This is a genomic window from Leifsonia sp. Y878, assembly GCF_057669685.1.
In genome coordinates, this window is the sequence record NZ_JBYHFS010000001.1 from 496,231 (window position 1) to 518,528 (window position 22,298).

Here is a 22,298-nt window from a genome sequence, read left to right on the forward strand (position 1 = left end):
ATGCAGAAATTCACCACTGTCACCGGCGTTGCCGTGCCGCTCCGTCGCTCGAATGTCGACACCGACCAGATCATTCCTGCTGTCTTCCTGAAGCGCGTCACCAAGACCGGCTTCGAAGACGCCCTGTTCTATGGCTGGCGCCAGGACCCAGACTTCATCCTGAACCAGCCCTCGTACCAGGGAGCCCGCGTCCTGGTCGCCGGCGCCGACTTCGGCACTGGTTCCTCCCGTGAGCACGCCGTGTGGGCACTCCGCGACTTCGGTTTCGATGTCGTACTGAGCCCGCGGTTCGGCGACATCTTCCGGGGCAACTCCGGCAAGCAGGGGCTGCTCGCCGGCACCATCAGCGAAGCGGATGCCGAGCTGCTGTGGACGGCAATTGAGGCAGAACCCGGAATAGAACTGACCGTCGATCTGGTTACTAAAACTGCTCGGCTGGGTACGCTCTCAGTTAGCTTCGACATCGACGATTACACTAGATGGCGGCTGCTGGAAGGACTCGATGACATCGGTCTTACCCTGCGTGATGAAGCGCGAATAGCAGAATTCGAATCCCAACGGGAGTCATGGCGACCCCAGACACTCCCCGCAAAGTAGGTAATTAGTGAGCACACTCGGCGAAGACGCGCAGAACCACGGTGCTGCCGTCGGTCTTCTCGGCGACAGGATCACCATCCGCGGCGGTATTCCGCTTGTCGGACGCATCGAACTCAAAGGGGCTAAAAACCTCGTTACGAAGGCGATGGTCGCAGCTCTCCTCGGAGAGAGCCCCAGCATCCTGAAGGATGTCCCCAACATCAGCGATGTGCGCATCGTGCGTGGACTCCTCGAGGTCCACGGTGTGAAGGTGACGGACGGCGCCGAAGAGGGCGACCTCATCCTCGACCCCGTCAACGTTGAGAGCGCGCACTTCGCCGACATCGACGCGCACGCTGGTTCGTCGCGCATCCCGATCCTCTTCTGCGGCCCGCTGCTGCACCGTCTCGGCGAAGCGTTCATTCCAGACCTCGGTGGCTGCCGCATCGGCGACCGCCCCATCGACTACCACCTGGAGGTGCTGCGCAAGTTCGGCGCCGTCGTCGAGAAGCAGCCCAACGGCATCCGCATGTCTGCACCCAACGGCCTCAAGGGCACCAAGGTCGACCTGCCGTACCCGAGCGTCGGAGCCACTGAGCAGGTCCTGCTCACGGCTGTGCGCGCAGAGGGCATCACGGAGCTCAAGGGCGCCGCGATCGAGCCAGAGATCATGGATCTCATCAACATCCTGCAGAAGATGGGCGCCATCATCACGGTCGACACCGACCGCGTGATTCGTATCGAGGGCGTCGAGCGCCTCGAGGGCTACCGTCACCGTGCACTCTTCGACCGCAACGAGGCAGCCAGCTGGGCTGCCGCAGCGCTGGCGACCGACGGCGATATCTTCGTCGGCGGAGCCAAGCAGGCCGAGATGCTCACCTTCCTCAACGTCTTCCGCAAGGTCGGCGGCGCATTCGAGATCCACGATGACGGCATCCGCTTCTACCACCCAGGTGGAGACCTGAAGCCCGTCATCATCGAAACGGATGTTCACCCCGGCTTCATGACCGACTGGCAGCAGCCGCTCGTTGTCGCGCTCACCAAGGCCAAGGGCATGTCGATCGTGCACGAGACCGTGTACGAGCAGCGCTTCGGTTTCACCGACGCCCTGGTCGAGATGGGTGCAACCATCCAGATCCACAAGGAATGCCTCGGCGGACATCCCTGCCGATTCGGCCAGCGCAACTTCAACCACTCGGCCGTCATCCTGGGCCCGGCGAAGCTGCACGGTGCCGACATTGAGGTCCCCGACCTGCGCGGTGGCTTCAGCCACCTGATTGCGGCGCTCTCTGCAGAGGGAACGTCGACGGTCAGTAACGTCGGAATCATCAGCCGCGGCTATGAGAACTTCATCACCAAGCTGGCGTTGCTCGGGGCGGACTTCGATCTCGAAGGATAATGAGTCTGTGACCGCACCGAATTCAGCGCCAGACTCAGCACCCGCTTCCCCTCACCGAACCAGTACCAAGAAAGTTCGCTCTGAGAAGAGCCGTCCGTCGGTGTTCTGGCTGTTGGCCGGTATCGCGCTACCCGTGATGAACCTGGCTGCCAGCTACGACATCAGGGACCGCGACAAGTTCCCGCGCACAGGGGCGTTCGTTTTCGCGCCCAACCACTACAGCGAGATCGATCCCGTTGTGATGGGCGTCGTCGCCTGGAAGCTTGGCCGGTTGCCGCGCTTCATGGCCAAGGGATCACTGTTCAAGATTCCGGTCGTCGGCTACCTCTTGAAGAAATCGGGACAGATTCCGGTTCAGCGTGGTGGGTCTGTGCGCGGCAGCGAGCCGGTGAAGGCCGCGGAGCTTCTGGTCGAAAAGGGCCAGATGGTTGTCGTGTACCCAGAAGGGTCGCTCACGCGCGACCCTGACCTGTGGCCGATGCGCGGCAAGACCGGCGCCGTGCGTGTCGCACTCGAGCAGGGGATTCCCATCATCCCCGCCGCTCACTGGGGCACGCAGGAGCTCATGCCCCGCTATTCCAAGAAGATCAGCATTTTTCCGCGTAAGCGCATCATTGTGAAGATCGGTGATCCTCTCGAACTCACGGAGTTCAGGGGCCGCCCTCTCGACAGCGCAACGCTCACCGAAGCGACGGCCGTTGTCATGGCAGCCATCACCGTGCTCCTGGAAGACATCCGCCAGGAAAAGGCACCCGCAGAGCGCTGGAACCCTGCAGCACACGACCAGAAAGAGACAGGCCGTTTTGAAGCCTAAAGTTCAGCCGCCGACACGAGTCGCAGTACTGGGAGCCGGCAGCTGGGGGACGACCTTCGCGAAAATTCTGGCAGACGGTGGAGCGGATGTCGTGCTGTGGGCCCGGCGTCCTGAGCTCGCCAAAGAGATCTCAGAGGCTCGTCGCAACAGCGACTACCTGCCAGGCATCAACCTGCCGGCAAACCTTCGGGCCACGTCGAGCCTCGAACTCGCGCTGCAGGGCGCAGAGCAGGTCTTCGTGTCTGTGCCGAGCCAGTCCCTGCGCGAAAACCTGATCGCCGCAGAGCCGTTCCTTGCGCCAGATGCCATCATCGTGTCGCTGATGAAGGGCGTCGAGCGCGCCACTGGCTTGCGCATGAGCGAGGTCATCGCCGAGATCCTCCCGATCTCGAGCGATAAGATCGCCGCGATCTCCGGCCCGAACCTGGCGCTGGAAATCGCCAAGGAGCAGCCGACGGCAGCCGTGGTCTCTTCCGCGAGCCTGGAGACCGCCCAGGCGGTTGCTTTGCTGGCCAGCAACCGGTATTTCAGGTCATACGTCAATACCGACGTCATCGGCACCGAGTTCGGCGGCGTGCTGAAGAACCTCATCGCCGTGGCGATCGGCATCGTCGACGGTGTCGGCTACGGCGAGAACACCAAGGCCTCGATCATCACCAGGGGACTCGTCGAAATGACGGACTTCGCCGTGGCATATGGTGCCCAGGCCGAAACACTTGCGGGACTTGCGGGTCTCGGCGACTTGATTGCGACCTGCCAGTCGCCCTTGTCGCGCAACAATACAGCTGGCCGTCTTCTCGGCCAGGGTTACAGCTACAACGACGTGGTGAAGCAGATGCAGCAGACGACAGAGGGACTCGCCTCTGTCGGACCAATTCTGGAGCTCGCCACGGCTCGCGGTGTTGAGATGCCGATCGTGGAGCAGGTGCGCCAGGTCCTGGCCGGCACGCTCGCTCCGCGGGATATCGCGCCTCACCTCACCACCGACTCTGGGCAGCCTCAGGGCGAAAGGACGATTGATGACGGACAAGCTCACGGTAGCGCTGCTCTTTGGGGGGCGTTCAAGCGAACATTCGATCAGCTGCGCCACGGCGGGCGGAGTGCTGGCGGCAATTGACCGCGAGCGTTACGACGTCATTCCCGTCGGGATCACGCGCGACGGCGCGTTCATCCTTGAGGACGACGATTCGGCCAAGTTCACGCTTGATGTCGACGCGTTGCCAGAGATTGTCGACAACGGCACCCGCGTGCGCTTCCCTGAGAGCTCTGCGACGCGCGAGCTGACCGTTGTGGGCGCCGACGGCGTCAGCCGGTCACTCGGTGCGGTCGACCTGGTGTTCCCGATCCTGCACGGACCGTTCGGCGAGGACGGCACGCTCCAGGGCATGCTCGAACTCGTCGGCCTGCCATACGTCGGATCAGGCGTGCTCGCCTCCGCGCTCGGCATGGACAAGCACTTCACCAAGACTGTCTTCGCGCAGGCCGGGATTCCGGTCGCGCCGTGGCGCACCATCACCGCGGCACAGTGGGCCTCCGACGAGGGGCTCGCATACGCGGCAGTGGCCACCCTTGGTCTCCCGGCATTCGTGAAGCCGGCCAGGGCCGGGTCCAGCGTCGGTGTGAGCAAGGTCTCGGCCGTCGAAGACCTCGCGGCCGCGATGGAACTCGCTCTCGCCGAAGACAGCAAGGTGCTCATCGAATCGACGCTCGTCGGCCGCGAAATCGAGGTCGCCGTGCTCCAGGGCCGCCCGGGGGAGCCGACACGGGCATCCGTGGCTGGCGAAGTGGTGGTCACCGGCCGCGACTTCTACGACTTCGAGGCCAAGTACCTCGACGCCCCAGGCATCGACCTGGTGTGCCCGGCGGCACTGACCGATGCAGAGCTCGCCGACATGCAGGCGCTGGCAATCAGGGCATTCGAGGCGATCGACGCGAGCGGACTTGCTCGCGTTGACTTCTTCCTCACGGCCGACGGCTGGGTGATCAACGAGATCAACACGATGCCTGGCTTCACGCCCATCTCCATGTTCCCGAGCTGCTGGCTGGCCAGCGGGTACACGTACCCGGCACTTATCGACGAACTCATCGAGGTTGCGCTGTCACACGCAGCCTGACCTGTTTTCCGGTGGTCGAGGAGGCCGTTCACGGCCGTCTGGTGGGCGATTGGCCTCGTGGATTTCAGTTGGGCGCGCGGAAACGCGTCTGGCGCGCGATAAAGCACGCGCCTGGCGCGTTTTCGCGCGCCAGAATTCGATTGCCGGGAGTGCACGGCCGTTCTCGGCCAGTGCCAGGCCACGCAGCGGAGGCCTCAGCTCGAGACCCGGGGCTTGGCTGACCTGTGCCGCCAGGCTCGTGCCGCCAGCGAGGTGTGGCTACGGGGTCGGAGCGGTGGAGGCGCCATCCGTTGGCAGAATGACGTCCTCTGCACCGACACACTGGCCAGTGGCCGGGATCGACGACACTGCGGAGGCCAGGTCGACGAGTGCTGTCGAGCCGGAGACCTTGTCCGAGTCGATCACGATTTCGACGGCTGGGTCGCGCCCGTACGTCGTGTAGCGGTATGTGGGTGCCTCTGAGTCGTCTTCCAGCCAGTCAATGCCGTTCACGTTCAGGCACGGTGTCGTTGTCGGGCCTGGCACGTCGACGCCGCAGTGCAGCAGGACGGCAGCCGGATCGCCCCATGCTCCGGTGGCCTGCGCGTTCGTTTCGCGTTCGGGCTGGTCAGCGACCGAATCGGGCAGGCGCACAATCACGTCTGCGCACGTGGGGTTGTTGGCATCCGCTGCAGGCTGCAGGGGCACTGCTGCGGTGCAACCGGTGAGGAAGAGGCTGGCGGCGGCAAGGCTGAGCGCGGCGGACAGGCGAATGCGGGCAGATCGGGGAGTCATCCCTTTCAGGCTACCGTTTGAAGCATGACACTTTCTGCGGGCGACGATTCCGTTCTCGATGACGACGAGCTGACCCTGGCCGATCTGAGCGAATCGGAGGTGCTCGCGCGCATCTTTCCTCGGCTGCCGTCGGCACGCGCTGAGCTGCTTGGCCCAGGGGATGACGCGGCAATGGTGGCGGCTCCTGACGGCCGCTACGTCGTCACGACCGACATGATGGTGCACGGCCCTGACTTCCGCCTGGCGTGGTCGAGCCCGACCGATCTCGGCTGGAAAGCCGCCGCCACGAACCTGTCGGATGTTGCCGCCATGGGCGCCACCCCGACCGCGCTGTTGATGGCGATTGCCGCTCCACCGTCCACGCCCGTTTCCGTGCTTGAAGGCATCGCAGACGGACTCAGGGAGTGCTGCGCTGCCCTCGCGCCGGCCTGCGGCGTCGTCGGGGGAGACCTGTCGGCATCCGCTGTCTTGACGCTGGCCGTCACCGCCATCGGCGATCTTGAGGGTCGCGCCCCCGTGCTGCGCTCAGGCGCACGCGCCGGTGACATGATTGCGCTCTCCGGGCGGATGGGCCAGGCGGCCAGGGGGCTCAACCTGCTGTTCACCCACGCTGTCGACGCCGATGGCGTGCCCAACGTGAACTTGGCAGCAGGAGTTTCGGCCAGCTACCCGGCCCTCATCGCCGCCCAGCTGCGGCCTGAACCGCCGGTCAGCGACGGCCCGCGGGCAGCGGATGCCGGTGCAACCTCGATGCTCGACGTCTCAGACGGCCTGGCCATTGACGCCGGCCGCATCGCCCGTGCGAGCGGCGTCGGCTTCGACTTCGATTCGGCGGCGCTCGGCGATGCCCCGGAGATCGCGCTGAACGGCGGCGAGGACCACGCCCTGCTCGCCACCTTCCCTGCAGGCACCGAGCTGCCGGGCGGTTTCGTCCGCATCGGAACGGTGACCGCCGACAGCGGCGTCATCGCTGTGGACGGCAGCCCGCACAGCCAGGGGGGCTGGGACCCGTACCGCGGCTGGGATGGCGCGGCCGCGGGCTAACCGCCTACCGCCCTGCCTGCAGCGCATCGTCCGTTGGTCGAGGAGGCCGCTCGCGGCCGTCTCGAGACCTCGCTGGCGCACCTTGTTTAATCAACGGATGGGTTTCGAGACGCGACCTCGTTCCTCGGGCGCTCCTCAACCAACGGGTCTTCGCGACAGGCGCTGTGACCGCAGCCTGCACCGAGCGCTAGAACGCGACAGGCTCCGCGTACCAGACGGTGGTGTCGCCGTAGTCCTTGCGCTTGGTCATCTGCAACGCTGTGCCCCAGTCTGGCTCCGTCGAGCGTGAGCTGCGCTCAACGACGACGACGGCATCCGGTTCAAGTCGCGGGGAGAGCGCGAGCAGGTTGCCGGCGAGTTCAGCGTCGCTGAGCTCGTATGGCGGGTCGAGGAAGACCAGGTCGAAGCTGGAGGTTCCTGCGGTGAGGAAGGCCTGCACGGCCTGGCTGGAGACCGTGATGGCGGGCGCATCGCGCTTGGGGGCGGCCTTGACCAGCGCGTCGGCGTTCTTCCGGCACATTTGCGCAGCCCCGAAGCTCTTCTCAACGAGGGTGACGGCCTTCGCACCGCGGCTGGCCGCTTCCAGGCCGAGTGCGCCAGACCCCGCATAGAGGTCAAGTACGCGGGTGCCGTGAACGGCATCCTGGGACTCGAGGGCCGAGAAGATCGCTTCCCGCACTCGATCACTGGTCGGCCTCGTACCTGACTTCGGGACGGCGAGGGGGAGGGAGCCGGCGAAACCGGCGACAATTCGAGTCATTATGCATCGAGCCTATCGCCGCGGGCGCAGGGGAGTGTCAGTATGCAAATGTGGACGACGGCGCCTCAATCAGTCAATCTGAACTGGATTCACTCTGGGACTTCAATGACCTGGAGGTGTCCGTCGAGCGTTTCAGGGCAGCAGCAGACGACCCAGAACTCAGCCCGGTGATCAGGGCTGAACTGCTCACACAGGTCGCACGCGCGCTCGGTGCGCAGGGAGAGCGCGAGCAAGCACTGGCGATGCTTGACACTGCGCACGCTGCGCTCACGGAGCCGTCAGACCTGGTCGAGGCCAGGATCGCACTCGAGCGAGCACGGGTTGACGTTGCCAACAAGCGCAACGCGGAGGCCGTGGCCGAACTCCTGACGGCCGTGCGTAAGGCGTCGGCCGCCGGCTCTGCGTTCATCGCACTTGACGCGCTGCACATGCTCGCGCTCGTTGACGAAGGGCACGAGGAGGAGTGGGCGCACGAGGGCATCGACGCCCTTGACTCAGTGACAGACCCACGCACCAGGCGCTGGGGCATCGCATTCCACAACAATCTGGGCTGGCGCCTGCTCTATGCGGGCAATCCAGAGGCGGCGCTCGACCACTTCGAGTCGGCGTGGCACTTCGCCACCGAGGTCGGCACCGAGAACCAACGCTTCATCACGCGCTGGGCAAAAGCCAAGTGCCTGCGGGCGCTCGGACGCACGGATGAGGCGATCGCCATCCAACGTGAGCTGGCCGCAGAACGTCCGTCAGAGTCATCCGTCGCCGTCGAACTCGCAGAAATGACGGGGGGCTCGCCTACCATCTAAGAATGACCGCAACACCCGCTGCCCCGCACTCTGATACCCCCCGCGACCCGGATTCCATCAGAGACGCACACCTCGACGACAAGCTGTCGTCGGTGCTCGGCGGTAAAACGGCCATCGCGCTGCAGAAGGCCTTCGGGTTCCTCACGATCAACGATCTGCTGAGCCACTACCCGCGGCGCTATGCGCGCAGGGGTGAGCTCACGGTGCTCAGCGAGCTGCCGCTCGACGAAGACGTCACGATCGTGGCCGAGGTGCGCCAGGTGGAGAAGCGCGAGATGAAGACCCGCAAGGGCACCATCGTCGAGGTGAAGATCACCGACGGCACCGGCATCCTCACCCTCACGTACTTCAACCAGGCGTGGCGAACCAACGAACTGGTGCCAGGCACACGCGGCATATTCTCCGGAAAGGTCTCTGACTACCGCGGCCACATGCAGCTGACCCATCCCCAGTACAAGCTGTTCACCAGTGCAGCGGATGAGGGCGCAGAGCTCGTTCCGGACGCCGCGGCTGCTGAGTGGGCCACGGCCCCCATCGCCATCTACCCGGCAACGAGCACCGTCAACAGCTGGGACCTGCACAAGTCGATTGACGTCGTCCTGGGCAGCGTCGGCGTCATCCCAGACCCCATTCCGCCGCAGGTGCGCAGGGCTCGCGGACTGCTGACGCACGGCAAGGCGCTCGAGATGCTGCACCGCCCACATACGGATGCCGATTGGCGGAATGCCAGAGACACGCTCCGGTTCACAGAGGCCTTCGTGTTGCAGACGGCGCTGTTGCAGCAGCGCGCCCGCGCACGGCGTACCTCCTCGACGCCGCGGGTTCCGGTTCCTGGCGGATACCTGGAGCGCTTCGACGCTGCCCTCCCGTTCACGCTCACCGGCGACCAGCAGCAGGTGGGCGCCGACATCGCCACCGACTTGGCCGAATCCTGGCCCATGAACCGCCTCGTGCAGGGGGAGGTCGGCTCTGGGAAGACACTCGTCGCCCTGCGCGCGATGCTGGCTGTTGCCGACAGCGGCGGACAGTCTGCGCTGCTCGCTCCCACCGAGGTACTGGCGGCCCAGCACATCCGCTCCATCGTGAAGGTGCTCGGACCAGACCTGGCCGCCGAACTCATGCCGACGCTGCTCACAGGGCAGCTGTCGACGGCCGAACGCCGGAAGGCACTGCTGCGCACGGTGTCCGGCCAGTCCAGGATCGTGATCGGCACGCATGCGCTGCTCGGTGCATCGGTGGAGTTCTTCGACCTTGGTCTGATCGTCGTCGACGAGCAGCACCGATTCGGCGTAGAACAGCGCGAGGCACTGCGAGTGAAGGGCACTACGCCGCCGCACGTGCTGGTGCTCACGGCAACGCCCATCCCTCGTACCGTCGCCATGACGGTCTTCGGAGATCTTGAGATCAGCACCATTGCCGAGCTGCCCGTCGGCCGTATCGGTATCGAGAGTTTCGTCGTCCCGCTCGCCGAGAAACCAATCTGGGAGAGACGCGTGTGGCTGCGTCTGGCCGAGGAGCTGGCGCTTGGCCGGCAGGCATTCGTTGTCGCCCCTGCCATCACGCCGCGCGAGGTGGAGGAGGGTGAATCGCTCGAACCGATTCCAGAGTCATCGGATGCCGCTGTGACCAGGCAGCCAACGGCCGTCGAGACCCTGCTCCCCGAACTCCGACGCAACCCTGCTCTGGCCGACGCCAGGATCGAAGCGCTCCACGGCCGGATGACGAGCGAGGAGAAAGACCGGGTCATGCGTTCGTTCGCGGCGGGTGAGATCGATGTGCTCGTGGCAACAACCGTCATCGAGGTCGGCGTTGACGTGCCGAACGCCTCAGCGATGGTGGTGATGGATGCCGAGCGGTTCGGCGTTTCCCAGCTGCACCAGCTGCGTGGTCGGGTGGGTCGTGGCTCTGTTCCCGGCATCTGCTTGTTGGTCACGAGCGCCGAGTTGGAGACCGTCGCCAGGGAGCGGGTCGAAGCCGTCGCGGCAACACTCGACGGTTTCGAGCTTGCCCAGGTCGACCTGGACCTCCGCAGGGAGGGCAACGTACTGGGGAACACCCAGTCAGGGGTCCGCTCTTCGCTTCGCCTGTTGCGCGTGGCCACCGACGCCGACCTGATCGCTGACGCCAGGGTGGCGGCGGGGGAAGTCCTGGACGACGATCCCCAGCTGTCTTCGATTCCCGCGCTCCATGAAGCCGTCCAGCGGCGGCTCAGCGTCGATGAGCGGGCATCGCTCACTCGCAACTAGGTTCACTGCACCACAGAACCTGCTGATCAACCCGATACCTTCCTGTGTAGTGTCCCTCCGACTTCCCTGTGGCGCTAGGGTGATCCTTATGCGCAGGATCGCCGTTGTCCCTGGTTCGTTCGACCCCGTCACCCTCGGACATCTCGATGTCATCGGGAGGGCTGCGGGGCTCTTCGACGAGCTTCACGTGCTTGTGGTGCACAACCCCGCAAAAACAGCCTTGCTCCCCATCGCCCAACGGGTGTCCCTGCTGGAGCAGGCGATACAGGATGCCGGGCTGCCCGGGAACATCGTGGTGTCGTCGTGGAACGTCGGCCTGCTGGTCGACTACTGCACGGATGTCGGTGCGAGTGTCCTGGTGAAGGGCATCCGCTCGCAGATTGACGTTGCGTACGAGACGCCGATGGCCATCGTCAACCGCAACCTTGCCGGTGTCGAAACCGTCTTCCTGCTTCCAGACCCTGCACACGCACACGTGTCCAGCTCGCTGGTGCGTCAGGTGGCCTCGCTCGGCGGAGACGTTGCGCCCTATGTGCCGGCCGCCGTGGCCACTTACCTCCAGGGAGCACGAGTATGAATGGAGCGCCGACGAAAATGGTTTCAGGACAATCTGTGCCAGGTACGGCGGCGGTCGCTGGAACTGCGCTGTCACCAGCCGACGTGCAGATGTATGGCCAGGCCATCGTCCGCAATATCGAGGCTGTGATCGACGGCAAGTTTGACGCCGTCTTCACCGCGCTGACCGTGCTGCTGGCCGAAGGCCACCTGCTCATCGAAGACGTGCCAGGGGTTGGCAAGACCATGCTGGCCAAGGCGCTGGCGAAATCGGTGGACTGCAGCGTGAGCCGCATCCAGTTCACCCCTGACCTGCTGCCCTCAGACGTCACCGGCGTGTCGATGTTCAACCAGGCGGAGGGCCGATTCGAGTTCAAGCCCGGCGCGGTGTTCGCGAACATCGTCATCGGTGATGAGATCAACCGGGCGAGCCCGAAGACCCAGTCCGCGTTGCTCGAGTGCATGGAAGAGCGCCAGGTCACTGTCGATGGCACCACATACCGTCTTGCATCGCCGTTCACCGTCGTTGCCACGCAGAACCCCATCGAGATGGAAGGCACGTACGCGCTTCCTGAGGCGCAGCGGGACCGCTTCATGGCCCGGATTTCGATGGGTTACCCCGACGCGGAGTCCGAACTCGCCATGCTCGACGCCAGGGATACCCGCAGCCCGCTGTCGGCGATCAACGCCGTCGTGTCCGGCGACCAACTCCGTGCCATGATGACTGCCGCCCGCGGTGTCTTCGCGTCCCCGGCGGTCAAGGAATATGCGGTGAATCTTGTCACGGCGACACGGGACGACAGGGACCTTCGCCTCGGCGCCAGCCCACGGGCGACGCTGCAGCTGGTGCGGGCCGCCAAAGCCCAGGCCGCGTTGCATGGCCGTGAGTACGTGCTGCCCGATGACGTCGACTCCCTGGCGATCCCGGTCCTCGGACACCGGTTGATGCCCACCAGTCGTGCGCTCGGCCATCACCACCAGGACAGCGCGCCCCTCGTCGAAGACATCGTCCGTCGCATCGTGGCAGCGACTCCCGTGCCGCTTGGTGTGCAGAACAGGACGTAATCTCATGAATTCGGGGGGTCGGCGAACGAGCGCATCACGGGCTCCACGACTGACCCTGCGGGGAATCAGCTTCCTTGCCCTCGGCATCGTGGTGTTCGCGGCGGCGTTCATCGCCAGTCGCGTCGACATGTTGTTCATCGCGTGGTTCCTGATGGGCGTGCCGATCGTTGCAATGTTCGCCGTGCTCGCGCATCCCGTCAGGCTACGCGTCACCCGGGTATTCCGACCGGCGATCGTCGTTGCTGGAACGGATGCCGTCGTCTCGATCACCATTCGAAACCTCAGTTCACGTCCGCTCTTCGGCACTCGCTGGCGAGATGTGGTCGACGACGGGCTGTCCAGCCCGCTTGGCACGGAGCTACCGACCCTCGACGGGTACTCTCAGGGCCCGGACGGCGGAGGAGACACCGCAACCCTTGACTACACACTCACGCCTCGTCAGCGCGGCGTCTACGGCGTCGGCCCCCTGGTGATCGTTCGCAGTGATCCGTTCGGGATGGCATCCAGTGAGCGCAGGATTGGCGAGCCGCACGACCTCATCGTCACCCCGAGGATTTCCGCACTGCCAGGCAATGGAATCAGCCTGGCCAGCGGCGATGGGGTCATGCACGAACTTCTGCGCCACATCAACCCGAACTCAGACGAATTGATCGCCAGGGAGTACCGCCCAGGAGATCCGCTGCGACGCGTGAACTGGCCGGCGACGGCCAGGCATGGCGAGATCATGGTGCGGCAGGAGGAGCAGCGGAGCAACCCAGAGGCCCGCATCATCATCGATACAACCCTCAGCGGCTATCAGCCGCAGGGGGAAATGGGATTTGCCCCAGACCCTCTGCACGTTCAGTCCTTCGAAGCGGTGATCGAGATGGTCGCCTCTGTCGGCGTGCACCTGATGTCTGCCGGCTTTGAACTCCAGGTCATTGAAACCGGACGGACGCAGCTTTCCGCTGGCGCTCACGAGCAGGGCGGATTGCGGGGGGCGCCGCCGAGCGTCTTCCAGGCCCCAGGCGGAGACCGGATGCTCCTCGAAGGGCTGGCAAGCGTCGTTCCGGTTGGCAATCCTGCCGATGACGCGACGGGGAACGAATCGGCAGGTGCCGGCGCACGCGGGTCGTCCCGGCCGCTGCCGACCTTCGCGATGCTCGTCGACCTATCGGATGAGGAGGCCGTGCTTCTCGCGTCATTCCGCGTACGCGCAAAGCCAGCGATCGCATTCGTACTCAGCACCATGAAGCCGTCGGCGATCAACATTCTGGAGAATGCCGGCTGGGCCTGCATTCCCCTGCGAACCTTCAGGGACATCCCTGAGGCGTGGGAACGAGTGCAACGGGAGCGGGGTGGCATCGGTGTCTCGTGACACGCTGAGCTCCCGCCAGGCCACTGGTTCGTTCACCGACACTGGCAGTCGCACGATGCCAGCCGCACCGCCAGCCCCGCCGACTCGGCGTCGGCGCCGACCGAGGATGCCTGCGCAGGCATGGTGGCCGATGACCATCGCCCTCATCGTGCTGAGCGCGACCAGCAACGCCGCACTCGGAGCACTGCTGCGCGGCTCCGGGTGGTGGTGGGCGATGACGTTGATCGCTGCGATCGTGCTCGGTGCTGCCGCCTTGTTCCGTCGAGCCGGGTTGTCCAGGGTGCTGACGCCTCTCGCATCCGCTGGCGTGCTTTTGGTGCTCATGACCGTGCTGTTCGGCGGCGGGACCGGCCTCTTGTGGCTGATCCCCATGCCAGGCACGCTCGCTCACTTCGCCGAGCTGGTCGCCGCCGGCACGAATTCCATCGTGCAACAGAGCACCCCTGCCGAACCGATCACCGGCATCATTTTCCTTCTTGTCGGCGGGGCGGGCCTGCTGGCGATCGTGATGGACGTTGCGGCCATCTCCTTGCGGAGCCCGGCCATCGCCGCTATTCCCGCGCTCGTTCCCCTCCTGATTCCCGGGTTCATCATCGACGAGGGCGCCGGACTGGTGCCGCTCGTTGCCACCGCGTGCGCCTACCTGTTCCTGCTCCGCACTGATGCCAGGCTGCGCCGCATAGCCGATCTGCCCCAGGCCAGCTCTGGCACGTCTCCCAGCGGACCGGGCGCGAGGCCCAGGGTCAGCGTCTCCCGTGCGAGTCGGCCGGCCGGCCCGATGTGGAGCGCCCTCTCCGTGGGGGCCGTCTCGGTGACGGTGGCCCTTGTGTTGTCGCTGAGCACGCCGTTGTTATCGACAGGGGACTCGCCGAATGCGCGAAGCAGCGGCCTGCTGTTCGGCGCCGGCGTGAGCCCCATGATCGACCTTGGCCAGGATCTGCGGCGCCCGAAATCGTCGAAGGCGTTGCACTACCGCACGACGGCAGAGTCACCGCCGTACCTGAAGCTCCTGACGCTCGACACGCTCGACGGCACGACGTGGGTGTCCAGCGATGCTGAAGAGGCAGGGAACAGCCTTACATCCATCGCGCCGCCCGACGGGCTGTCCCCGGATATCGCGACATCGGAAAGCCAGACGTCGATCGTGATCGACAACGTGCGCAGCAAGTGGCTGCCGGCACCGGCACAGCCGACACAGGTCGAGGGGCTGGGCGAAGACTGGACGTGGCTGAGCGGCAATCGAACGATCGTCGGAGACAACCCGACTACCCGGGGAGAGTCCTACCAGGTGACGGCGCTTGAGCTGCACCCGACTGAGGCGCAGCTGCGCTCGTCGGGTACTGACTATCCCACTAACATCCTGTTCAACCTGACCCTGCCAGCAGAGATCCCCGACATCGTGACCACGACGGCAGCAGACGTGACAGCCAACGCCGCCTCACGATACGACGCCGCCGTCGCAATCCAGGACTACCTGCGGGGGAGTGAGTTCACCTACGACACGGAATCACCGGTCGAGGCGGGCTATGACGGCGGCAGCCTCGAGGTCATCGCCGCGTTCCTTGACGTCAAGCGCGGTTATTGCGTGCACTTCGCGGCGACGATGGCCGTCATGGCGAGGGATCTCGGCATACCGGCCCGAATTGCCGTCGGCTACCTGCCGGGTGGCAGGGTCACCGACGTCACCCAGGGCTACGGCCAGTACATTGTCGACTCCCACGATCTCCACGCCTGGCCTGAGCTGTATTTCGCCGGCATCGGCTGGCTTCCCTTCGAGCCGACACCCGGTCGCGGTTCGGTTCCCGATTACGCGCGGCCGGAGGACAGCTCGGTCGTTGATCCGACCAGCGCTCCAGTGCAGCCAACGGATGCCGCCGTGCCGACAGATTCCGCGGCCAGGCCGGACTCTGGTGGCGCGGCCGCTGGCCAGAGCGACGCCACAGACAGCGGGTATGCGACCAGGGGAGTCCTCGCCCTGATCGGCGTGTTGTGTCTCCTGCTGCTTCCGGCACTCATTCGATGGATCAGACGGCGTGTGCGCGTGTCGCAGATCCGTGCTGGCCGCGCAGGGCCGAGTACGGCGTGGGCCGAGCTGACCGACACCATTCGCGACCATGGGATGGTCGTGAGTGAGACGTCGACCCTGCGGGAGCAGGCATCCGCTCTCTGTGCGTTGCTTGGTGCCTCGCTGCCGCGTGAGGGGCGCGTGGGTGAGGGGCAAGGGGCGTGGGAGGTCGGAACGGCCGTAGATCGGCTCCTGGTGGCGGAGGAACAGCTGCGGTACAGCCAATCACAGCAACTTCTCAGCCGTGGTTCCGCCGCTGACGGCACCCCGATCGCTGACGACCTGACCCTGTTGCTTCGACGGATCGAGGCCGCTTCGCGGCCGGTAGAGCGAGTGCGGGCGATCCTGGTTCCGGCGTCGCTCTGGCCCACCATGCTCAGCTGGCGGAATAAGGCACGCACGGGCGCGTAGAATTTGGCAACGTGAGCAAGTTCATCAAGACCCCGTACAAGATCGACGTACGCGATGTCATCAATCGACCAGGAATGATGCGAGACGTAAATCTCGACATCGTGGTTCCTGAAGACCTCGGCGAAGCCCTGGTAGCTGTGAAGGCCGGATCTGTTCTAGAGGCAGATGTGCGCCTGGAGTCCATGCACGAGGGCATTTTGGCCTCGGTAGACGTCAATGGAATCGCCCGCGGAGTATGCGGTCGATGCCTGATTGACATCGAGTTGCCTGTCCAAGTCGAGTTTCAGGAGCTTTTCGCGTATTCTCTAGACGAAGCTTTTGAGTTTGAAGTTCAAGATGATCACGTGGATCTTGAACCTCTGATCAGGGATGCGGTTGTGCTTGCACTTCCGTTCCAGCCGGTTTGCCGGCCGGATTGTCCAGGTCTCGACCCGGAGACCGGGGAGAGGCTTGCCGAATTCCCGGAGCTCAAACCGAGAGAAGTGCGTGATCCCCGTTGGTCAGCACTCGCGGAATTTCAAGCTTCCGAAGACAGCAGCTCGGATGAAGACATCCACGTTGAATTAGATAGAGAAGAGAAGTAGTCATGGCAGTTCCGAAGCGGAAGCAGTCACGAAGCAACACCCACGCGCGTCGTTCACAGTGGAAGGCCGAAGCGCCAACCCTGGTCAAGACCGTTGAAAACGGCAAGGTTACATACAGCCTCCCGCACCGCGCCAAGGTCGTTGAGGATTCAGCCGGTACTCCGTTGTTCATGGAGTACAAGGGCCGCAAGGTAGCAGACGTTTAGTCGACGCATCCAGCCAGTCGCGATTTCATGACAGGCCTGGGGACCGACCGGTCGTCATTGCAAACCATTCTCGGCGTCGATATTGACGACGAGCTTCTTGAGCTTGCACTGACGCACCGGTCGTATGCGTACGAACACGGCGGCATTCCCACGAATGAGCGCCTTGAATTTCTCGGTGATTCGATCCTGGGGCAGGCCGTTACGGTCATGCTCTACCGTGAGAATCCCGATCTCGAAGAAGGCGACCTTGCCAAGCGCAGGGCCAGTCTGGTCTCCAGTGCTGCGTTAGCGCAGATTGCACGCGGGATCGGTCTTGGTGATTACCTTCGTCTCGGTCGTGGTGAACTCCTCACAGGAGGCCGCGAAAAGGCGTCGATTCTCGCAGACACGGTCGAAGCGCTCATTGGCGCTGTGTACCTGGATGCGGGCGGCGACGTCGCTACCGACTTCGTGATGCGGTTGATCAGTCCGCTGCTCGCCGATCCGACACGCTTTGGTGCCGCTATGGACCCGAAGACGTCGTTGCAGGAGCTTGCCGCCCACCGTGGCGCCGGCGTACCCGTTTACGCGGTGTCTGAGAGTGGACCTGATCACGCGAAGGTCTTTGTCGCGACGGTCACCGTTGGTACTGCAGTGACGGCATCCGGTGATGGCACGAGCAAGAAACACGCCGAGATGGCAGCTGCTCTCCTCGCGTGGACCGAGCTCTCGGCCCGGTAACCAGATTCGGGTTGTGATGACGCTGGTCGTGATGCATGCCTGAACTTCCTGAGGTTGAGGTCGTCAGAGGCGGTATCGAGCCTGCCGTCGTTGGCGCGACCGTTGCCGGGGTCGAGGTCTTTGATGAGCGATCCCTCAAGCGGCACGACCGCACCAGGGGATCATTCGTCGACCTCTTGGAGGGCCAGCGGATGCTCGGCGCTGTGCGGCGCGGAAAATTCCTCTGGATACCTTTGTCGAGCGGCAATGCCCTCGTCACGCATCTGGGAATGAGCGGACAGGTGCTGCTCCGCGCGCCCGGTGCCGCCGCCGAGAAGCAGCTCCGCATTCGCATCCATCTGGATCAGCCCACATTCGGTGAAGTGTGGCTGAACTTCGTCGACCAACGAATCTTCGGCAGCATGGCCATCGACTCCATGGCACCAACGGCAGACGGCGAAGTCGCCGGGTACTCAGGTGTCGCGCAGACGGCCGGCGGTATCGGAGGTGCCGGAGCAGCAGCAGCGGCGGTCGGAACGGCAGGCGGCAGTGTTCTGCTGCCGACGTGGGCCTACTCGCTTCCCTCGCAGGTCGCCCACATTGCCAGGGATCCGCTCGATCCCGCGTTCTCGGACGCCTCGTTCGCTGACGCGTTGACGCGGAGGAACAGCGGAATCAAGCGAGTGCTGCTGGATCAGTCACTGATCAGCGGCATTGGGAACATCTACGCAGACGAAGCGCTCTTTGCGGCCGGCCTGCACTACAACCAGCCGGCGAACTCACTGTCGGCGGCCGAGGTGTCGACAGTGCTGAGGGCCGTGCGCCTCATCCTGAACAAGGCGCTTGCCGAGGGCGGAACCAGTTTCGACGCCCAGTACGTCAACGTGAATGGTGAGTCTGGCTACTTCTCGCACAGCCTCACGGCGTATGGGCAGCACGGCAAGCCTTGTCAGCGCTGCGGAGCCACCATGGTCAGGGAGCAGTTCATGAACCGGGGTTCACACTTCTGCCCCGTCTGCCAGCAACTGCGCCCGTAGCGCCGCCCGTAGCGCCGCCCGTTGGTCGAGGAGCGAGCGCTAGCGAGCGTCTCGAGACCTCTCAGCCGGCGTCAGACAGGCTCCTCAACAGGCCACCCCTCGCGGCAGTTATCCACAGTGAAATACCCAGATCATGGCATATTTCTGACCCATAAGAATGTCGGTGGTGCCGAGGATAATTCAGGGTATGAACCCCCTCATGAAACAACTCGGCAGAGAAGTCGAGGAGGCCGCCCGATTACATCGGAGCCTCGCGACGATCGCGGCGGAAGAGGCCGTTGCGATCGACCGGGCCCGCCTGACAAGCGAGTCCATGACCACCGCCCCGATCACCGCCCCGCTAGTCGAACAGGCCTGGGCGAACGAGCGCCTGCTCGTCACCGAACTGGCCTGCGCGTTCCGCGTGCCAGAGCGCACCATGGAGACGACGATCGCCGTCAGCAAGATCCTCGTGCACCAGTTGCCCACCACCCTGGCCGTGCTGCAGGCCGGGGACATCAGTTACCGGCACGCCACCACCCTCGTCGACCAGAGCATCGGGCTGTCCCCGGAAAACACGGCAGCCTTGGAGGCCGCGGTGTTGCCCGATGCCGGCCGGCTCACCGTGGCGAAGTTCGCCCAGAAGACCCGGCGAGTGCGGGAACGACTCGATGCAGAATCCATCACCGCTCGGCATGAGCGCAGCGTCGCGGACCGGGCGGTGTTCTTCGAACCCGCCCACGACGGTATGTGCTGGGTCAGCGCATTCCTCCCGGCAGCGAAAGGACAGGCAATCGTGAACCGGGTGACGAACTTCGCGATGAGCCTGCAGGGTTCGGATGAGTCCCGCACGCTGACGCAGTTGAAGGCGGATGTGTTCGTCGACCTGGTCCTCGACGCCGACGGCAGCGGGGACAGCGACGGTGCTGACCCTGGTGCTGGTGGCACAGGCCGCCGGGGCATCAAAGCCGATGTTGTCATCTTGGTTCCGGCCTTGACGCTCCTCGGCCGCAGCGACGAACCCGCCATCCTCGAAGGCTACGGGCCGATCGACCTCGACACCGCCAAGGAAATCGTGGGCACCGCGACGAGCTTTCTGCGCATCCTGACCCACCCAGAGACAGGAGCATTCCTCTCGGTGGGACGCGACCGCTACCGACCACCAGCCGACCTCCGCACAGTGTTGCAGTTGCGGGACGGCACCTGCCGGTTCCCCGGCTGCAACCGGGCGGCCAGGCAGAGCGATATCGATCACACGGTTCCATTCGCGGAGAACGGTTACCAGGGTGAGACGAGGCTGACGAACATGGCCTGCCTCTGCGCGAAGAACCACCGCGACAAACACGAAATCGGCTGGCAGGTCAGCCAGGCAGACGACGGAACCCTCCACTGGACATCACCAACCGGCAACAAGTACGACACCGAACCTGAGAACGAGATCGGGCAACTGATCCCGGCCAGAGTTGCCGCGGTTATCCCTGGACCAGCCGTGGGCTCAGAAGCGGACACCAGCGCCCCGCCGTTCTAGTTGCACGTTCATTCTCAGGACCGCGCGCTCATCTGTGCGCGGTGTGTGCGGCCTGGGCGCGAGATTTCAAGCTTCGCTGATACTGAACAACCGCACGCCAACATGCACGCAACGTGCATATCGCGTCGGATGTGGTCGATAGGCTGCGGGCATGTCCCAGTATGTCAAAGTCCCATTGCCGTCCCCGCGGATGACCGGAGAGTGCTGGCACTACACCAATAGTGCTGGCCTGCTCGGGATAGTGCAGCACGGTGCGTTCTGGGCGTCATCTGCTGCGACAGCGTTGAATGATTTGTCGGAGCTGGAGTACGGCCTCGGGTTGATTCGAAACGTACTTGATGAGTTGACGGAGCAAGAGGGGGTCGAGCGTACCAATCGGCTCCGCTTGGCGCTTTCCCCAATTGCTTTTGGGAACTCGCTGGAGACGGTGTTTGTCTTGTCTGCGAGCAATGATGCCGACTCAGTAAACCAGTGGATGCACTATGGGCGACCGGGTGGCTTTGCGATCGGCCTCGACATGTCGAAACGGCTAAACACGGCTCCAAAACATTCTCTGAAAGAGGGCTTGAACTTGGCCACCGATGTGCTTCCGCGTGCTATTTGGACGGACGTGGTGTACGACGTGGTTGCACAACGTGAAAATGTCAGAACGCTGCTCCTTTCGGAGATTGAGTCAGTGAATACGGACGAGGGGTTCCACGCCATGAGCCTTATTGCGCTTGAGCTGATTTCGAGGATGAAACATCCTTCGTTTCACTCGGAGCGAGAGGTGCGCAACTTATTCGGCGTTCAACCAAAGGATGCGAAATTCAGAGAAGCAGGTGGCCGGCTGGTCATGTACGTAGAGGCCCTATTGGCTGAGGAAGTCCAACCGAGATTACCGATCACGCATGTCCGCTGTGGCCCAGGAGCCGACGAGCGGACCGTTTCTACCGTGAAGGCGTTGCTGCGTGCGCACGGATACGATGTCACGGTTTCCGTCTCGGCCGTACCTCTCGCGTAACAACGTAGCCGTCGGTGGGCGAGTTACTTTCGAGGAAGGACGCGCCTCCAGCCCCCTTCGTAGCCCATCGGCACGAAACCAAGCGCTTCGTTCACGTCGAGCATGTAGCGGTTCTCCTCTGCGTTGAACGTGACGACAGACGGATGCCCAGGCGCGACATCCGCCAGATAACGCAGGTTGGCGAGTTTCACCAGCATGCCAAGGCGGTGCCCCCGGTGTTCGCGAAGAACAAGGGTGTCCTCCTGGGCGACCGCACGCGTGAGTTCGGCAGGCACCGACAACTCTGAGAAGCCGGCGAGGTGCCCGCTCGCCACATGCTCCGCAGCGGCGACCAGGGTGGTTCGCGGCGCCGTCGCGTGCAGGTCCTCGCTCACCAGAAGGCGTTCGACGGTCCAGACGTCTTCTGGCTCCTGAAGGCCGGCCGTCGGAGCATCCGTTGACATGCGCGTATAGAGGGTCGCCATGTCGTCCAGCCACTGGGGCGGAGTCCGATCCGTCCAGAGATGAACGCGATACTCATCACCGGCACACGCCGTGGTCTCTGAGTAGAGAGAATCGAGCATGTCGGGATCTGTGGGAAGAGTCAGCCTGCTGCCCCGCTCCACCTGCTCGAGGCGGTAACCCCGTTTCACCAGGAACGCCGCTCCTGGATCGGCGGCAGGGATCGAGCCGTATCCCGTTGGTGCCGGGATCCGTTCGCCGGGCATCTCCGCCGCCGCTGCGTACACGAGCACGATGCTTCGACCCTCGTAGCGCGCGATTGACTCCACAGCGTCAGTAAGCGCGCTGCCGATCCCGCGGCGCCGATACTCGGGGCGAACCTCCACCGATACCCACGCGACCTCAGCGGATTCCTCTGGTTGCGTCTCGTAGACAGCCCGCGCCACCACGCGCCCGGCGATCCGGGCAACGAGCAACTGCCTCGGCTCGTGCTCCTGGTCCAGCCACCCCGGCAATAATTCCTCTGCCGTGAGCGACAGTTCGTCGCTGCCGTACGCTGCGGCTTCGACCGCATTACGCACGTCAACGGATGCCGCAAAGTCCGCCCAACCTGCAGCGTGGGGTGCAGCGGGAATCGGAATACGGGCGACGGCAAACGCGGGAGCTGTCATCGTCAGAGCGTAGCCGGGGGCCTGTGGCTTCCGATAGGGCGAATCGTCGGCCCCGATCCCTGATTTTCGGCGGAAATCCGGTACCGTTGACCCAGCGTGGCAGCCATAGTCCGCATCGGATCGCGCCACAGCATCCGCCATTTTTCGCCACCCGTTTCGCCACCGAC

The 22,298-nt window shown here is 64.2% G+C and carries 21 protein-coding genes; 18 read left to right on the forward strand and 3 right to left on the reverse strand.

The genetic code is table 11. From position 1 onward, the window contains the following. The 5 genes from leuD to AC25Y4_RS02340 are packed head-to-tail and all read left to right on the forward strand — an operon-like array spanning position 1 to position 4,903. On the forward strand, positions 1-597 hold the full coding sequence (gene leuD / locus AC25Y4_RS02320) for a 3-isopropylmalate dehydratase small subunit (RefSeq protein WP_488118755.1): 597 nt from the start codon (positions 1-3) through the stop codon (positions 595-597). 7 nt (positions 598-604) lie between these two features. Then, positions 605-1,975, forward strand: a complete 1,371-nt coding sequence (murA, locus tag AC25Y4_RS02325) for a UDP-N-acetylglucosamine 1-carboxyvinyltransferase (RefSeq protein WP_488118756.1) — start codon at positions 605-607, stop codon at positions 1,973-1,975. A 7-nt stretch (positions 1,976-1,982) separates the two neighbouring features. After that, positions 1,983-2,789 (forward strand): lysophospholipid acyltransferase family protein, encoded by an 807-nt coding sequence (locus AC25Y4_RS02330; RefSeq protein ID WP_488118757.1) that lies wholly within the window; start codon positions 1,983-1,985, stop codon positions 2,787-2,789. Further along, positions 2,779-3,906 carry an NAD(P)H-dependent glycerol-3-phosphate dehydrogenase gene (locus tag AC25Y4_RS02335; RefSeq protein WP_488118758.1) on the forward strand — a complete coding sequence of 376 codons (1,128 nt, stop codon included), beginning with the start codon at positions 2,779-2,781 and terminating at the stop codon, positions 3,904-3,906. Before AC25Y4_RS02330 ends, AC25Y4_RS02335 begins: the two co-directional genes overlap by 11 nt. Continuing rightward, entirely contained in the window at positions 3,809-4,903 is a 1,095-nt protein-coding gene (locus tag AC25Y4_RS02340) for a D-alanine--D-alanine ligase family protein (protein ID WP_488118759.1), read from the forward strand. The genes AC25Y4_RS02335 and AC25Y4_RS02340 overlap by 98 nt, the downstream gene beginning before the upstream one ends. A 258-nt stretch (positions 4,904-5,161) precedes the next feature. On the opposite strand, the gene AC25Y4_RS02345 is transcribed toward AC25Y4_RS02340, so the two are convergent. Continuing rightward, positions 5,162-5,677, reverse strand: a complete 516-nt coding sequence (locus tag AC25Y4_RS02345) for a DUF3515 domain-containing protein (protein ID WP_488118760.1) — start codon at positions 5,675-5,677, stop codon at positions 5,162-5,164. A gap of 24 nt (positions 5,678-5,701) precedes the next feature. Here AC25Y4_RS02345 and thiL point away from each other — a divergent pair, with 24 nt between their 5' ends. Next, the gene (gene thiL / locus AC25Y4_RS02350) at positions 5,702-6,721 is read left to right on the forward strand and encodes a thiamine-phosphate kinase (RefSeq protein ID WP_488118761.1); all 1,020 of its coding nucleotides are present in this window, start codon (positions 5,702-5,704) and stop codon (positions 6,719-6,721) included. A 187-nt stretch (positions 6,722-6,908) separates the two neighbouring features. Here thiL and rsmD read toward each other — a convergent pair whose 3' ends face one another. Beyond that, complete coding sequence (rsmD, locus tag AC25Y4_RS02355; RefSeq protein WP_488118762.1) at positions 6,909-7,481, reverse strand: 16S rRNA (guanine(966)-N(2))-methyltransferase RsmD; 573 nt, start codon at positions 7,479-7,481, stop codon at positions 6,909-6,911. A gap of 50 nt (positions 7,482-7,531) precedes the next feature. Between rsmD and AC25Y4_RS02360 the strand changes: the two genes are divergently transcribed. The 12 genes from AC25Y4_RS02360 to AC25Y4_RS02415 all read left to right on the forward strand — a co-directional run bounded on the left by AC25Y4_RS02360 (position 7,532) and on the right by AC25Y4_RS02415 (position 21,019). Next, positions 7,532-8,284 (forward strand): tetratricopeptide repeat protein, encoded by a 753-nt coding sequence (locus AC25Y4_RS02360; RefSeq protein WP_488118763.1) that lies wholly within the window; start codon positions 7,532-7,534, stop codon positions 8,282-8,284. Between the two features lie 2 nt (positions 8,285-8,286). Further along, positions 8,287-10,530 (forward strand): ATP-dependent DNA helicase RecG, encoded by a 2,244-nt coding sequence (locus AC25Y4_RS02365; protein ID WP_488118764.1) that lies wholly within the window; start codon positions 8,287-8,289, stop codon positions 10,528-10,530. A gap of 88 nt (positions 10,531-10,618) precedes the next feature. Next, positions 10,619-11,107, forward strand: a complete 489-nt coding sequence (gene coaD, locus AC25Y4_RS02370) for a pantetheine-phosphate adenylyltransferase (protein WP_488118765.1) — start codon at positions 10,619-10,621, stop codon at positions 11,105-11,107. A gap of 89 nt (positions 11,108-11,196) precedes the next feature. Next, positions 11,197-12,150, forward strand: a complete 954-nt coding sequence (locus tag AC25Y4_RS02375) for an AAA family ATPase (protein WP_488119510.1) — start codon at positions 11,197-11,199, stop codon at positions 12,148-12,150. A gap of 4 nt (positions 12,151-12,154) precedes the next feature. Beyond that, complete coding sequence (locus tag AC25Y4_RS02380) at positions 12,155-13,507, forward strand: DUF58 domain-containing protein (protein ID WP_488118766.1); 1,353 nt, start codon at positions 12,155-12,157, stop codon at positions 13,505-13,507. 130 nt (positions 13,508-13,637) lie between these two features. Continuing rightward, positions 13,638-15,983, forward strand: a complete 2,346-nt coding sequence (locus tag AC25Y4_RS02385) for a transglutaminase TgpA family protein (RefSeq protein WP_488118767.1) — start codon at positions 13,638-13,640, stop codon at positions 15,981-15,983. A gap of 11 nt (positions 15,984-15,994) precedes the next feature. Continuing rightward, on the forward strand, positions 15,995-16,567 hold the full coding sequence (locus AC25Y4_RS02390) for a YceD family protein (RefSeq protein ID WP_488118768.1): 573 nt from the start codon (positions 15,995-15,997) through the stop codon (positions 16,565-16,567). A gap of 2 nt (positions 16,568-16,569) precedes the next feature. Next, positions 16,570-16,773 (forward strand): 50S ribosomal protein L32, encoded by a 204-nt coding sequence (gene rpmF, locus AC25Y4_RS02395; RefSeq protein ID WP_488118769.1) that lies wholly within the window; start codon positions 16,570-16,572, stop codon positions 16,771-16,773. Positions 16,774-16,800: 27 nt separating this feature from the next. Next, positions 16,801-17,493, forward strand: coding sequence for a ribonuclease III (gene rnc, locus AC25Y4_RS02400; RefSeq protein ID WP_488118770.1), 693 nt, complete (start codon positions 16,801-16,803; stop codon positions 17,491-17,493). A gap of 35 nt (positions 17,494-17,528) precedes the next feature. Further along, positions 17,529-18,509 (forward strand): Fpg/Nei family DNA glycosylase, encoded by a 981-nt coding sequence (locus tag AC25Y4_RS02405; protein WP_488118771.1) that lies wholly within the window; start codon positions 17,529-17,531, stop codon positions 18,507-18,509. Between the two features lie 187 nt (positions 18,510-18,696). Further along, positions 18,697-20,016 carry an HNH endonuclease signature motif containing protein gene (locus AC25Y4_RS02410; RefSeq protein ID WP_488118772.1) on the forward strand — a complete coding sequence of 440 codons (1,320 nt, stop codon included), beginning with the start codon at positions 18,697-18,699 and terminating at the stop codon, positions 20,014-20,016. 151 nt (positions 20,017-20,167) lie between these two features. After that, positions 20,168-21,019: a DUF2971 domain-containing protein gene (locus AC25Y4_RS02415; RefSeq protein ID WP_488118773.1), complete on the forward strand. Its 852-nt coding sequence runs from the start codon at positions 20,168-20,170 to the stop codon at positions 21,017-21,019. A 23-nt stretch (positions 21,020-21,042) separates the two neighbouring features. Here the strand turns inward: AC25Y4_RS02415 and AC25Y4_RS02420 are convergent, their stop codons facing one another. Further along, positions 21,043-22,131, reverse strand: a complete 1,089-nt coding sequence (locus AC25Y4_RS02420; protein WP_488118774.1) for a GNAT family N-acetyltransferase — start codon at positions 22,129-22,131, stop codon at positions 21,043-21,045. Positions 22,132-22,298 lie beyond the last annotated feature (167 nt).